This window comes from Thermostilla marina (assembly GCF_054657455.1).
Genome location: NZ_BAAHYR010000001.1, coordinates 229,553 through 244,134 on the forward strand (window position 1 = coordinate 229,553; position 14,582 = coordinate 244,134).

Sequence of the window (14,582 nt, forward strand, 5' to 3'; positions counted from 1 at the left end):
GTGTATCATGCCCGAGTCATCCGTCGGTAGAAAGCACTTCCTTCCGGGCATTCTTCGGGCGTTTTGCGCCGCGGCCGTGTTGATCGTCGGGTTCGGCAACACCGGTGTTGCCCAAGCGCCGGGCACGGCGACCGAGCCTTCCGCCGCGACGCTTCCACCCGACCAGGCGGCGGCCCTGGCCGAACAAGCCTTGGCCGACGAGCCGCAATCGACCGATGCCGAACCGTCGAACGAACCGCCCGGCCCCGTCCAAGCACCGAAGATCAACGTCCTCGAACTGGCGTTTCAGGGCGGGCCGTTGATGATTCCGATCGCCTTGATGTCGGTCGTCACCGTCGTCTTCGGCCTGGAACGTTGGCTCGGCTTACGACGCCGCAAGGTCGTGCCCGCAGCCCTCATCACCGCCCTGGGCGAAATGAGCGAATCGCAAAAGGGCTTCGATCCGCGGGCGGCGTATCGCCTATGTCGCGAACATCCTTCGGCCGCCGCCAACGTGATCAAGGCGATGCTGCTGAAGGTCGGGCGCCCGTTGACCGAGGTCGAGCACGCCATGAAAGAAGCCGGCGAACGCGAGGCCGACCGCCTGTACGCGAATGTGCGGTTCCTCACCCTGGCCGCGGCGATCACGCCCTTGTTGGGCCTGCTCGGAACGGTGCAGGGGATGATCCAGGCGTTCTTCGTGACCTCGCACTTGCCCCCCGGCGCGAATCGTGCCGAACTGTTGGGGCAGGGGATCTACGTGGCGCTGGTGACGACGTTCGCGGGCTTGTGCGTCGCCATCCCGGCCTCGGTGCTGGCCCACTTCTTCGAGGGACGCATCCAAACCTTGTTCCGCGAATTGGAAGAAACGCTCATGGGTCTTTTACCCCAGTTGGAACGATTCGAAGGGCGCCTCGTTCCCGGCTCGCCGGAACCGCCCGTCGAACCGCCGGTCGAACGGCCGCGTGACGCGAAGCGGTCGGTGCCCGTCCCGCCGCCTCCGCCCGAGACGAAATCGGGAGGTGCGCAATGGCAGTAACGATCCGCAAAGGCAGGGCGCTCGAGTCGCTGACGATGACGCCGTTGATCGACGTCGTCTTTCTGCTGTTGATCTTCTTCTTGGTGGCCACCAAATTCGCCGAAGAAGAACGCGAACTGCCCGTCAATCTGCCCGACGCCAGCGAGGCCCAACCGCTGATCGCCAAGCCGCGAGAACTGTTCGTCAACATCGACGAACACGGCCGGTACTTCGTATCGGGAAAGGTGCTTTCGCTCGCCGAATTGGAGACCGTCTTCCGTGAGGCCTGGGCGAGCAACCCGGGCAACACGTCGGTGATTCTGCGGGCGGACGAACGTTGTCGCTTGCAGGCCGTCGTCGCCGCCATCAATGCTTGCAAAAAAGCGAACATCGACGATTACCGGCTGGCCGCACAAAAACCGACGTCCACCGAGGGCGGACCGTAACCGAACGCCGTCCGGGGCGCCGGACGATCGAACCGAAACGCCATGTCGTCTCCCAACCCCCGAAATCCCGAAAAGAGTCGCAAGCGGCAGGTGATCCGCCGGAGTGAGCCGGTAAACCTGGCCGACTTCGACGAACAGCTCTGGCCGATCAACCTGGCCGTGCTCGTGTTGGCCGGGTTGGTCGCGGGGGTCGTCTACGCCACCACCGACGACTTCTTCGATCCGCGAATTCTCCACAACGGAGTGTTCCGGTTGTCGATCGTCGCGTTGTTGGTGGCCTTGGTCTTTTGGGCGACGGCCTTCTTCCGCACGCGGACCGCGCGTCGCGTTCAGTTCTGCGTGATTCTCAGCCTGGTCATTCACCTGTTGTTGGTCGTGTTCTTGCGCGAGCAATATCTCGAGCTGGTCGAACGGTGGAAAGACGACCAAGTCGCCGCCGTCGAAACGGACGAGCCGTTGACCGTGCCCGAGTATTTTTCGGAAACGCTCGAAAATCCCGAGGCCGTTCCCGACTTCGCGAAGCCGGTCGAAACGGCGACTCCCGAGGCCGACGCGCAGCGATACGAAGTCGCTCCCGAGGCGGTCGAGCAACCGCCGACGGTCCCGCAGCCCGAGGCGACCGAGCGAACGCCCGCCCCCGAACCGGTGCCCGCCGTGTTGCCGCGTGCCGAGCTTTCCGCCCCGCGCCGCGTCGAGACGCCGACCAATCCGCCCAAGCGCCAGGTTTGGCAGCACTTGCCGCAGCCTGAAGAACCGCAATTGACGCCCGAGACGCCGGTTACTCGATCGCGCCCGGCCCGCGAACTGTCGCCCCGCGCCGAGGCCGAACGCCGCGAGACGGTGCCGCGTTTGCGTCCTCAACCCGAGTTGACCGAGACGACGCCCTCGGCACTTCAGCCGCAACGTGCGGAACTGGCGCGCCCTGCACCGCGCGAACCGGAGCCCGTTCAGCCGACGACGCCGACGCCTACCCGCAAGCTCTCGGCGCCGACGCCTCTCAACGCGCCGACTGCTGCCGAAATGGCCGCGGTGACGCCTTCACGATCGCAACCCGCACGATCGGTCGACGCCGCCCAAGCCGCACCCGAGCGACGTGAGACGTTGCCTGCGCCGTCGGCAACCCTGGCCGCCTCGCCAAGGCTGCCGCAACCGGCCGTCGAAGCGGCCGTCGGCCCCCGGCGGACGACGGGTGAAGATCGCGGGACCGCCCCCTTGAGTCGCGGTATCGCGACCGGTTCGCGTCAAGCCGCAGCAGGCACCGTCGCGGCAGCTTCCCCGGCATTGTCCAATCTGCCGCCGGCAGCGGGGAACGCCGGCGGCGCGACGCGGGCGCTCGAGGCCTCTCAGGTCGCCGTCCAACGCCGCGCATCGATCGGTTTGCCCAATACCGAAGGCGCGGGAACGGAAAGCGGCGCGGAAAGCCTCAGCGGACTACTCGCCGGAAACGCCCCGGCGATGACGCGCCGCACGACCGGTGAGCCGGGCGCCGAACTGATCGGCGCCGCCGGTGCTCGCGCAGCAACCCAACCGACCGGGCGACGCGGCCTGCCCGCCCCCAACCCCGGCATGATCGCCGCCGCCGCTCCGATGACCCAGCCGGTCGGACGCGGCACGGGCGCCCTGCGGGGTGCACAGCCGCGCTACGAACCGCGATCCGGCGGTGTCGCCCGCGAGGAAGCACGCGTCGGGGCGGGAACGCTCGTCGGCGGTTCCGGCGGCGCAGGTAGCGGCGAAAGCGGTACCGGCGCGGGAAACATCCTGGCCGCAGGTTTGGGACCGGCCGCTTCGGGTTCCGGCAGCGGAACGGCGCTGCGGGCGGAATCGGGCGAAGGTGACGCCGCGTCTCTGGCGGGCATCGGGCGCATCGGATCGTCCGGAAGACGCCGCGCCGCAGCCTCGATGGGACTCCCCGGCGCCGAACTGCTCGCCGCCGCCGAATCGGGAACCGGAGTCGGCGCCGGATCGGGTAGCGGCGCCGCCGAAGGAGAAGAAAGCGGCAGCAGCGATCACGGCAGCGCCGCCGGCAACGCACCGCAAGGTCCGAACGCCTCGGCCTTGGCCCTCGCCGGACCGGCCGGAGGCAATCTGCCTGCACTCCCCTTGGGATCTCCCCAAGGACAAGGCGACGTCGTCGGCCTAGGCACGATCGGCGGCAGCCTCGGCGACGGCGGCACCGGCATCGGGAATCGAGCCGCAGGAGAAATCGGCGACGCGACGGCGGCCGTCGCCGCACTCGGCGGAACCGGCGGCACCGCACGGCGGCGCGGTGCGGTCGGCGCGGGCAATCTGCCGGGCTTGATCGCACAGGCCCGACCCGTCACGCAACCCGGAGCGAGCGAAGCGTCGGGAACCGGCGGCGAATCGGGTTCGGCCGCGACGGGTGCACTCGACGGAAACGGGACCGCGACACTTGCCGGACCGCGCACAACCTCGCCCGACGTGCCGATCGCAGGAAGTGAAGGCGGCGGATCACCCGGTCCGTCGTTGCTCGCCGGCGTCCAAGCAGGGCCTCGCCGTTTGACGGGCGAAGGTACGGCACAACCGATCGCCGCAACGACCGGCGGCGGGCCGATCCGGCGACGTAGCATCCCGGGTATGCTGCCGGGAATGGACACCTCGGCCGATCTCGTCGGCGCGCGGGCGACCACATCCGGCGGAAGCGCCCCCTCGGGTGCGGGTCGAACGCCCGGTGCGCGGGACATCGGCCCGCAACGTCGCGAAGGCGGCCTGACGGTCTCCCTCACCGCCGAAACGGGAATCGCAGGCATCAGCGGACCGGCGGGTTTGACGCCGGGATTGACCGGTCGCCTCGCCCGAAGCGAAAGCGACATCATTTCACCGCTTCGCAGCCGCGCGATGATTACCCGTCGCGCCGCCGGACTCCCCGGATTGGCCCTCTCGACGAAGGCCGTTCCGTTGGAAGCCTACCGGCAGCGCATGCCGAGCGAACGTCTCGCGCGGGCGAACGAACTGGGCGGCGGTCCCGAAACTGAACGCGCCGTCGAACTCGGACTCGACTTCCTCGCCCGCATCCAGTTCCCCGACGGCCATTGGAGCCTGAACGCCGTTCCCGAGGAGTCCGGCATCGATCCCGATACGTTCCACACCGGGAACATGCAGGGCGACACGGCCGCAACCGGAACGGCTCTATTGGCGTTCTTGGGTGCCGGGTACACGCACTTGGAAGGGAAACACGCCGACACCGTCAAACGGGCGCTCGCCTGGCTGCTTGCAAACCAGGGCGACAACGGACAACTCTTCCGCGGTGCGAGCGACGCCAACCCCTTCACGCGAATGTACGGCCAGGGGATCGCCACGATCGCTTTATGCGAGGCCTACGGGTTGTCGCAAGATCCCGCCCTGCGGGAGCCGGCCGAAAAGGCGATCGGCTACATCCTCGCGGCACAACATCCCGACCTGGGCGGATGGCGGTACCAGCCCCGCCGTGAAAGCGATACTTCGGTGACCGGCTGGCAATTGATGGCCCTCAAGAGCGCGCAGATGACCGGCATCGACGTGCCCGAAGCTGCTTTCCGCCGTGTGGGGCACTGGCTCGATCTCGCTCAGGCGGAAGACGGCGCCCGCTACCGTTACAATCCCTACGCCGCCGACACCGACGCCCAACGCCACGGCCGCGTTCCCAACCGCGCGATGACCGCCGAAGGTCTCTTGATGCGGATTTACCTGGGTTGGCAGCGGGATCACGAACCGCTGCGCCGCGGTGCCGAGTTCTTGCGGGCGAACCTGCCCGCGATGGGGTCTTCCTCGCAACCGCTGCGCGACGTGTACTACTGGTATTACGCCACCCAGGTGATGTTCCAAATGCAGGGCGAATACTGGGAGGAATGGAACGGCCGCATGCGCCCCCTCTTGGTCGACACGCAAATCACCGAGGGGCCCTTGGCGGGGAGTTGGGATCCGCGGCAACCGGTCGAAGACCCGTGGGCCGATGCCGCCGGACGCTTGTACGTGACCTCGCTCCAATTGCTCACGCTCGAAGTTTACTATCGCTACCTGAAACTGTTCGATACCCTGCAAGAAGAATCCCGACCGTGAGCGCGTTCTCATCTCGAAGCGCCGGCACCGAGCAAGCCGTCGCCCCCGAAATTCGCGTTCTCTTCGCCGCCTGGGGCTGGCCCAGCGGAACATTGGACGTCGGCTCGTGGATCGCTCGACGGAACCTCGCAACGGTGCGGATCGTTCAGCTTCCCGACCCCGAAGACGCCGGCGCTCCCTTCACCGGCAACACCCCCGTTGCCGACGAAGACGTCCTCGGTCCCGAGATGTGCCGGCAACTGGCGACCTTCCGGCCGCACGTGGTCGGTTTTCGGTTGATGGCCGGATATCTTCCTGCGCTCGAGCGGGCGGTAGCCGCCGTCCGCAAACGAAGCGACGCGGAAATCGTCGTCGGCGGCCCGACGGCCACGAGTCATCCCGCAGAGGTTCTCGAAGCGGTCGGGTGCGACTACGTGTTCGCCGGCGAGGCCGAAGAGACCTTCTCCCAGTTCCTCGAGTTCGCCCGGCGTCCCGGCTCCCGCGACCTCGTACCCGCGATTCCCGGGTTGGCTTATCGGTACGGGGGACGCGTGTACCACAACACGCTGCCCCGCGACGGATATGGTCGTTCGAGCCTCGATGTTCCGGTCATGAACCGTCGATCGGCGGATCGCGACGATGTGCCGCCCCTGTCGCGGGCGTGCCTGCAGAACGTGCTGCGTCCTGTGGCTTCGCGCGAAACGGTGCAGGCCAATCGGCTCGACTTCGGATTGCTCGTCGGCTTTCGGCGGCCGTTCGACAGTCTCTTTTTTACCGGCGGGCGCGGTTGTCCCGGCCGGTGTGCCTTCTGTGCGAATCTGCACGGGCGCGAGGTTCGCGCGAAGACGGCCGAACAACTGATCGACGAAATCGCCGCAGCCGATCGCGCCGTCCAAGAAGGCCGGTTACAGCTCGAACGCCACCGCCTGTTCGAATTCTGTCGCGGCTCGAAAAGGCAAAACGACCTGCTCGCCTGGGCGGCGATCTACGACGAGGATTTCTTTCTCGCGCGACGCCGCGCGATTCGGTTTTTCGAACTGTGGGCCGAAAGCGAGCTCGCCGCGCGCTACCGGGTGAGCGTGCAGACGAACCCTTGCAGCCTGCTCGACGCGCGAGGCCGTGTCGATCCGGCCGTTCGCCGAATCGTGGAAACGGTACACCCGATGATCCAGCTCGGGGCCGAGTCCTTTCATCCCGCACTCCTCGCCCGCTGGCAAAAACGGCACACCGCTTCGCAGTTGGAAAACGTCCTCGATGCACTCGAAACCTGCGGCTGTGATTACACGATCTTTCACCTGTTGACCGACTTCGAAAGCACGGCCGAAGAGGTCCTCGACGCGTTGTACCTTCTTGTGCGGGCGGCGGGACGATACCGAAACATGCGAATCGCCTCGAACCCGTTCACGCTGCCGTTGTTCGATTCGGCAACGCGGCGTCGCTTGGAGTTCCGCAGCGACTGGGATTCTTCGCGCGTGCGATCGTTCGCCGACTATGAACGCGAACATCCCGAATGGATGGACCCCTTGGCCGCGGGCTTGGCCGAGACGACGTCCGCCGATCTGCATTGGGCGCTCTACCCGCCGCTTCGGAACAATGCCTTGGCCGATGCCTGCGCCGCGGCACTGGCATATCTGCGTGAACAAGCCGCACGTCGTGGTACGACAACCCGCAAGGCGCAGCGCCTCCTCGCACAAGCCGAATGGCTGGTCGATCGCGCTACGGAACTACGCTTTGCCGGCGGCGTCTTCGGTTGAAGCGATTCGTCCCACGTCGCAGTGTTTGTGTTTTCTCCCTCGTCCCGATCGGCCGGGGGCAGCCCTTCACCCTTTGAGCAGGGTGTAGGGTTTCAGTCTTCCGCGCAGGGGGTGACAAACGTCACCGTTATTCCGTTTATTCCGCACAAAAAGTGGTTCGAAAACGCCGTTGCGTAATACTCACCACAAAGCAGTAATAACCGTGGTGTTTCAAGGAATTTGCATGTCGGAAAGAAGCGGCTCTTGATTAAACTGAAAGTCACACGCGGCGGCGAACGCGATCTTTTCCGGTGCGTTTTCCGGCCGGTCGGCGTTCGTCGACTCTTTCGGCACGGTGGTGAGAAAGGCGTTCCCGACGACACGCGCGCCCTGGTCGGGGCCGGCGAAGTCGTCACTCGAATACGATCCCTTGAACGATAGAATGTGCCGAAATTTGTGAGGTGCGTGATGAAGTACGTCGTCGGTATTCTCGGTGCGGTGCTCGTTGCCGTGTTGATCAGCCTGCCTCAAACGTCGGCGGTCGCCGGCGGTGATGCGCCGGCAATTCGCTCCGCCGATGCGCAAGCCGTTCAAGTCGCGTCGCGGTATCATTATCGCGGTCGCACGACGGGCTTCTTCCATCGCGGCGGTTCGGGTCGCTTCCTTTGCGGTTGAGCTTTTTTCTGACCGACACGCCCAAGCGCCCGACCGGGGCGACCTTGTGCGAAGACAAGCAACGGCCGAGCTTCCCGTATGGAAACTCGGCCGTCTTGCGTTTCTTACCGCGGCGGACACGTTCCACCGATCACGCGACAACGATCAATACTCCCGATCCTTCTTGATGCCGGGCATCGGTTGCGGATAGAGACCGTTCTCTTCCAGGTGGATCGGCGCTTCCGAGTCGAAGGTGAACTTGTCGACGTCGGGGGCCATTTCGTGCGGGCAGTTGAGGATCGCGTCGCGCGTGATGATCTGCCCGGTGTGCGCCGCCATTCGGCCCATCGAGGTCACCAGGCTGGCTTCGACGCCGCGCGGAACCTCGTTGTATTCCTTGTCGTTGATGACGGCGTCGACCAGGTCGTCCCATTCCCAATCGTAGGGACTGCGCTCAGGCTGCGGATACGCCCAGATCAGATTCTCATCGGCAATCACGTGCCCTTTGAACGTGCGGACGCGGCCCGGCGTATGGGCGTTTGTCGAGATGATGCCCGTCCCCTTGCTGCCCAACGCGTAACTGGCAAACTCGTTGTGACACCCGGCCATGTTCCGGCCGTAGTAGAACAACTTCGTGCCGTCGGGGAAGGTGTACTCGACCGAGTACGTATCGAAGTTTTGATCGACCGAATCGCCGCGATAGTGACGTCCGCCGAGGGCTTGCGCCTGGATCGGCCACTGGCCTTTCATCCAAGAGCACTCGTCGATCTGGTGGATGTAGAAGTCGCTGTACACGCCGCCGCTGGCCCAAATGAAGCTATGGAACTGGCGGATCTGGTACATCAGTTCGGACATATCGGGCGGGCACTTGCGGGCATTGGCCGCGGGACCGCCCATCCGGTACGCCCGCATCGCGATGATATCGCCGATTTCACCGTCGCGGATGCGCTTCAGCAATTCTTGTCGGCCGCGGCAGTGACGGACCATCAGGCCCACGCCGACCTTGAGGTTCTTTGCCGAGGCCTTTTCGGCCAGGTCGAACATCCGCTTCGAGGTCGGCCCGTCGACGGTGACGGGCTTTTCCATGAACACATTCACGCCCCGCTCGATCGCGTAGGTGAAATGGACCCAACGAAAGGCCGGCGGCGTGGCGAAGATGGCGATGTCGACGCCCGGTCGCAGGCAATCCATCGCCTTCTTGTACCCGTCGAAACCGATGAACTTGCGGTCGTCGGGAACGTCGACCTGATCGGGCCGACGATCGCTCAGGGCCTTGAAGCTACGGTCGAGTCGATCTTGGAAGACGTCGGCCATGGCGACCAACTTCACCGGCGCCGCCTTCACTTGGAAGGCGTTCATCACCGCCCCGGTGCCGCGTCCGCCGCAACCGATCAACGCGATCCGAACGGTGTTGTCTTCAGCGGCGTGAACGCGCGGAATCGCCGTGCCGACCAGCGTCGACACGGCAGCCGCCGTACCGGCGGTCTTCAAGAAACGACGACGCGACGTGCCCGATTGCTTCTCACTCATGAACAAACTCCTTGTGGAACGGGACCGAACCGACCGACGGCGCCCGAGGGGGCGCAGCCTGGAACGTCGACCAGGAACAGGGCTACGAATTCAGGGCGAGACGACCGGGGTGGAAGGCATGAACGAAAGGAAGGACAAAAAAACGTCGCAGCGTTCAACCGTCGATGCTCCGGCCGCCGCCGGAACCGTCTATTGTGGTCGGCGCCGCAAGCATGTCAACGATCGACGCTTCTGAAGCAAGCGACCGCACAACGGCGAATTCTACGCACGTCGCCGCAAACCGGCAGGCGTCAGCTTTGAATGTAGTCTTTCATGAACTTGTTTTCGACGGCCAGGCGATCGTGCTGCACCTTCACGATATCGCCGATCGAGACGATGCCCACCAGCTTGCCGTCGGCCATGACCGGCACGTGACGAATTCGATTCTGGGTCATCAACCCCATGACCTTTTCGACCGGATCGGAGGGTTGGGCGGTGACGACGACGCGGGTCATCTTGTCTTCCACCCGCATCTCGTCGAGTTTGCGACGCGCGGTCGCACAGGTCCGCAAGATGTCGCGCTCGGTAATGATCCCCAGGATTTGTTCGCCCTCGTCGGGATCGCGTCGCACGACCAACAACGAACCGATGTTGTGCTGCACGAGCTCACCGACGGCGTCCTGAAGCGTGGCGTCGGGCGCGATCACGTACACGTGGCTGCCCTTGGCCAACAAAATGTCTTTGACGGTCATGACGTGCCCTCTGCTTCGCGAGTCGGCCTGATTTTTGACGTTATCGGTTGTCATTATTTTATACCTTCCTTCGAAATACCGCTCAAACCCAATGTCGGTCTACGATTTCGGCCGACTCCCACCGCAGAGGCTTCCCGACGTTGCGTCTTTCCTTGTATCGGCCTGCGAATCTTTCCACAATGATAGGCGCAAGGAATGGGCGAGCCTACCTTGCTTCTTCTTTTTGCCGCTACGAACCTCTGCCCGAAGCGGTTCGCAGCCCGACGTTTCTCTTTGTTTGCGGGAGGCTGCCATGGCCGTCTTGGAAGTCGAACACGTCGTGAAAGAATACCGATCGGGATCGCGCGTGTTGCGGGTACTGGACGATATTTCTTTCTCCCTGAATTCGGGAGGCAACCTGGCGATCGTCGGGCCCAGCGGCTCGGGAAAGAGTACGTTGCTGAACATCATCGGCGGACTCGATCGGCCCACGCAGGGCGCCGTCCGCCTCGACGACGATACACCGGCAACGATGCACCCCGAAGCGCTGGCCCGCTTTCGCAATCGGCGGGTGGGTTTCGTCTTTCAGGAACATCACTTGTTGCCCCAGTGCACGGTGCTCGAAAACGTCCTCGTGCCGACGTTGGCCGACGGGGCCCCGACGAGTGAAGACGTGCGACTAGCCGAAGAATTACTCGAACGCGTCGGACTGCAAGATCGCACAGCCCACTTGCCCGGCGAGCTTTCCGGCGGCGAGCGTCAACGGACGGCGATCGCCCGCGCCTTGATCCGCAAGCCCGATTTGCTCCTGGCCGACGAGCCGACCGGTAACCTCGACCGTTCCACGGCCGACCAGGTCGCCGACTTGTTGCTGGAGCTTCATCGATCGCAACAAGCGATTTTGATCGTCGTCACGCACAGCCTGCGCTTGGCCGAGAAGATGCAGCGCACCGCCGAGTTGGACGCCGGCAAGCTGAACATTTCCGTCCCCTCATAACCGCGTGCGGCGCGCGTTTCTTTCCCGCCGCTCGAACGGAGACAACCCCGATGAATGCATCGCGCTGGTCGTTGGGTCGGTTCGTGATCGCCTCGTTGCGTACCGACGGCATGCGGCATCTGGCCGTTGCCGCAGGGGCCGCCGTCGCTTGTGCCGTGCTGGTCGGTGCGTTGATCGTGGGCGATTCGATGCGCGAAAGCCTTCGTCGTCTTGCGATCGATCGTCTCGGGAAGATCGATACCGTCGTCACGCCGGGTCGTTTCTTCCGCGCCGAACTTGCCGACGAATGGACGCAGACCGACCCGGTGCAACGCTTTTTCGAGGCCGCCACCCCGGCGATCATGATCGACGTGGGCATCGACAACGCCGAAGTCGATCCGCCGCGACGGGCGAACCACGTGCGACTGGTCGGCTGCCGGCCGCAGTTCTACGCGGCCTTTCCACAACAACCGCACACGCTTCCCGGCGGGCGAGACATCGTGTTGAACGAAGAAACCGCCCGCCTGCTGCACGTCGAAGTAGGCGATCGCGTCATCCTCCGGTTACCGCGCGTGCGATCGATTCCTGCCGAAAGCGGATTGGGGCGGCGAACCGAACTCGTCCGTGCGACGCCCGTCACCGTCGTCGACATCATCCCCGACGAGGGGTTGGGTCGCTTCGGAATCGAGCCGTCGCAAACTGTTCCCCGGTTGGCCTTTGCCGATCTGGATTGGCTCGCCGATCACCTGGAACAACCCGGCAAGGCGAACACGTTGATTCTCGTCGGCCGGAATGCCGAGCAACCGGCGAGTGTCGACGCCCGCGGGCTGGCCGCCGAGGCACTCTCTCCGCTTCCGCTCGATTACGGCTTGCGCATCACCGAGGACGATCGCGGCTTTTTCCAGATATCGTCGGACCGTTTGATTCTCGACGGTCGCCTGGATGCGGCCGTCCGCGATAGGCTCTCACAACACGAAGTACGTCCCGTCTTCGTCTACCTCGCGAACGCGATTCGCTGCGGCGACAAAGAAGTGCCGTACTCCATCGTCGCCGCCATGCAGTTGGACATCGATCCGCCCTTGGGGCCGTTTCTCGATCCGGCCGGTAAGCCGGTTTCGACGCCCGGCGACGACGAAATCGTGTTGAACGATTGGGCGGCGCGCGAACTCGGCGCCGCGATCGGCGATGAGGTCGAGTTGACGTGGTTCGCTCCCGAGACGAAAGACGGACGCTACCTCGAAGAGCATGCAACCTTGACCGTCTCCGGCATCGTCGCCTTGAAGGGAGCCGCCGCCGATCCGACGCTGACGCCCGAAGTGCCCGATATCACCGACCGCGATTCGATCGCCGACTGGGATCCGCCGTTTCCCTTCGATGCCTCGAAGATCCGCGATCAAGACGAAGCCTACTGGGACGCGCACCGGGCCACCCCCAAGGCGTTCGTCTCACCGGCGACGGGTAAACGCTTGTGGGCGAACCGTTTCGGCGAGGCGACCTCGCTGCGCGTCGTCCCCAGTCGGCCGATGACCGCCGATCAATTGGCCGCCGAAATGCGGCTCATCCCGCAGGCACACGGCTTTCTGCTGCGTCCTGTGAAACGCGAGGCGCTGGCGGCGTCGGTCGGTACGACATCGTTCTCCGGCCTGTTCCTGGGCTTCAACATGTTCGTCATGGCCGCCGGGCTGATCTTGCTGGGGCTGCTCTTTCGGCTGGCGGTCGAGCGCCGCGCAAAACAACTGGGAATCGTTGCGGCAACCGGCTGGCCGCCCCGCCGAATCGCCCAATGGCTCGCCGCCGAAGGCGTCGTCGTTGCGGGAGCGGGCAGCGTCGTCGGCGCGATCGCCGGCATCCTGTATGCGAAATGGATGGTTTGGGGCCTCACGCATCTGTGGACCGGCGCCATCGTAACGCCCTTCCTGCGCTATCACGCGAAGCCGGTGTCGATCGTCGGCGGTGCGCTTGCCGGGTTCCTCGTCGCGATGAGCGTGATCCTTTGGCAGGTTCGCGCCGCCTCGCGCCGATCGCCCAAAGCGCTGCTTTCGGGAGAATGGGGCGGTGTTTCGCTTCGCCGTGGACGGCCCCTCTTTCGCCGAGGCGTGGCGATCCTTTTCTTCATGGCGGCCGTCGCCTTGGGCTTCATTGCGATGGGAACCGGCAACGAACAAGAGCAAGCCGGTGCGTTCTTCGGCGCCGGAATGCTCGTACTGGTCGCGTGGTTGGTTTGGTTTCACGCGAGTCTCCTCGGCGGGGCCCGCGCGGCGACACGTTTCCGCTCGTTGGCCGCCCTGGCCGCACGCAACGTCGCCCGCCGTCGAGGTCGTTCCGTCGCGACCGCCGCCTTGGTCGCCTCGGCCTGTTTTCTGATCACGGCGATCAGTGCCTTTCATCTCGATCCCGAGGGAGAGCTGGGATTCGACGGCGGTGCAGGCGGATTCCGCTACTACGGCGAAACCGATCTGCCCCTGTACTTCGATTTGAACGTGCCTGAAAACCGCACGCGGCTCGGCTTTTCGAAGGCCGACTCGCAAGCCCTCGCCGCCGCCGAGTTCTATCAACTGCGGATGCGTGCCGGACAACAGGCAAGCTGCCTCAACCTGTACAAACCGACCGAACCGCGCGTGCTCGGTGTGCCCGATCGCATGATCGGTCGCGGGGGCTTCCGCTTTACGAAGACGGCTGCCGACTCGCCCGCCGAGCGCGAAAACCCGTGGCTGCTCTTGCAACGCCCCGCCGTCACCGACGCCGAAGGCGTCCTGCATGTACCCGCGATCGTCGACGATGCGACGGCGAAGTATTCCTACCACCTTTGGAAAGGCGTCGGCGAGCATATCGACGTGGTCGATACCAACGGACGCATCGTTCGCCTGGAAATCGTCGGACTGCTGGCCAACAGCATCTTTCAGGGTGATGTGCTGATCGGCGAACCGAATTTCAAGGCGGCGTTTCCCGGTGTCGGCGGATACCGCGTGATCGTCGTCGAGTGTTCCGAGGCCGACGCCCCGCTCGTGCAACAAACATGCGAGCGCGTACTGGGCGATTACGGCCTGGCGTTCCAATCGTGCCGCGACCGCCTGGCCGCCTTCTTCGCCGTGCAAAATACGTATCTCCTCACCTTCCAAATGATCGGCGGATTGGGCCTGCTGCTGGGCACGTTCGGCTTGATCGCCGTTCAATTGCGGAACGTGCTCGAACGACGCGGTGAGCTGGCCATGATGCGCGCCGTCGGGTTTTCGCCCAAACGCTTGGCGCGGATGGTTCTCTGGGAAAACACGCGGTTGCTGTTCGCCGGGTTGATCGGCGGCATCGTCGCGGCGATCGTCGCGGTCGCGCCGCACCTGGTCGACGGTCGCGCCGAACTCGCCTTCGGCGCCGTCGTGCCGTCGCTGGCGGGCGTCGTCGTGGTAGGCCTGGTCGCCGGTTGGATCGCCGTGCGGGCGGTGACGTCGATCGATCTGCAAACGGCCCTGCGACGCGAATAGCCGCTTGCCGTTCATCAGGCGG

The 14,582-nt window shown here is 64.7% G+C and carries 9 protein-coding genes; 7 read left to right on the top strand and 2 right to left on the bottom strand.

Annotation, left to right across the window (positions count from 1 at the left end; all coding sequences use genetic code 11):
- Positions 1-7 precede the first annotated feature (7 nt).
- The 5 genes from ACYQ2I_RS00845 (at position 8) to ACYQ2I_RS00865 (ending at position 7,886) form a co-directional block, all read left to right on the top strand.
- Entirely contained in the window at positions 8-1,018 is a 1,011-nt protein-coding gene (locus ACYQ2I_RS00845) for a MotA/TolQ/ExbB proton channel family protein (RefSeq protein WP_460165087.1), read from the top strand.
- Positions 1,009-1,443, top strand: coding sequence for an ExbD/TolR family protein (locus tag ACYQ2I_RS00850; RefSeq protein WP_460165088.1), 435 nt, complete (start codon positions 1,009-1,011; stop codon positions 1,441-1,443). Before ACYQ2I_RS00845 ends, ACYQ2I_RS00850 begins: the two co-directional genes overlap by 10 nt.
- Before the next feature lie 42 nt (positions 1,444-1,485).
- On the top strand, positions 1,486-5,499 hold the full coding sequence (locus ACYQ2I_RS00855; protein ID WP_460165089.1) for a hypothetical protein: 4,014 nt from the start codon (positions 1,486-1,488) through the stop codon (positions 5,497-5,499).
- Positions 5,496-7,232, top strand: a complete 1,737-nt coding sequence (locus ACYQ2I_RS00860; protein WP_460165090.1) for a B12-binding domain-containing radical SAM protein — start codon at positions 5,496-5,498, stop codon at positions 7,230-7,232. The genes ACYQ2I_RS00855 and ACYQ2I_RS00860 overlap by 4 nt, the downstream gene beginning before the upstream one ends.
- A 447-nt stretch (positions 7,233-7,679) precedes the next feature.
- Positions 7,680-7,886 carry a hypothetical protein gene (locus tag ACYQ2I_RS00865; protein ID WP_460165091.1) on the top strand — a complete coding sequence of 69 codons (207 nt, stop codon included), beginning with the start codon at positions 7,680-7,682 and terminating at the stop codon, positions 7,884-7,886.
- Between the two features lie 144 nt (positions 7,887-8,030).
- On the opposite strand, the gene ACYQ2I_RS00870 is transcribed toward ACYQ2I_RS00865, so the two are convergent.
- Positions 8,031-9,395: a Gfo/Idh/MocA family oxidoreductase gene (locus ACYQ2I_RS00870; protein WP_460165092.1), complete on the bottom strand. Its 1,365-nt coding sequence runs from the start codon at positions 9,393-9,395 to the stop codon at positions 8,031-8,033.
- Positions 9,396-9,685: 290 nt separating this feature from the next.
- Complete coding sequence (locus ACYQ2I_RS00875; protein ID WP_460165093.1) at positions 9,686-10,180, bottom strand: CBS domain-containing protein; 495 nt, start codon at positions 10,178-10,180, stop codon at positions 9,686-9,688.
- Positions 10,181-10,418: 238 nt separating this feature from the next.
- Here ACYQ2I_RS00875 and ACYQ2I_RS00880 point away from each other — a divergent pair, with 238 nt between their 5' ends.
- Complete coding sequence (locus ACYQ2I_RS00880; protein WP_460165094.1) at positions 10,419-11,102, top strand: ABC transporter ATP-binding protein; 684 nt, start codon at positions 10,419-10,421, stop codon at positions 11,100-11,102.
- Positions 11,103-11,152: 50 nt separating this feature from the next.
- Positions 11,153-14,560 carry an FtsX-like permease family protein gene (locus tag ACYQ2I_RS00885; protein WP_460165095.1) on the top strand — a complete coding sequence of 1,136 codons (3,408 nt, stop codon included), beginning with the start codon at positions 11,153-11,155 and terminating at the stop codon, positions 14,558-14,560.
- Positions 14,561-14,582: the final 22 nt, after the last annotated feature.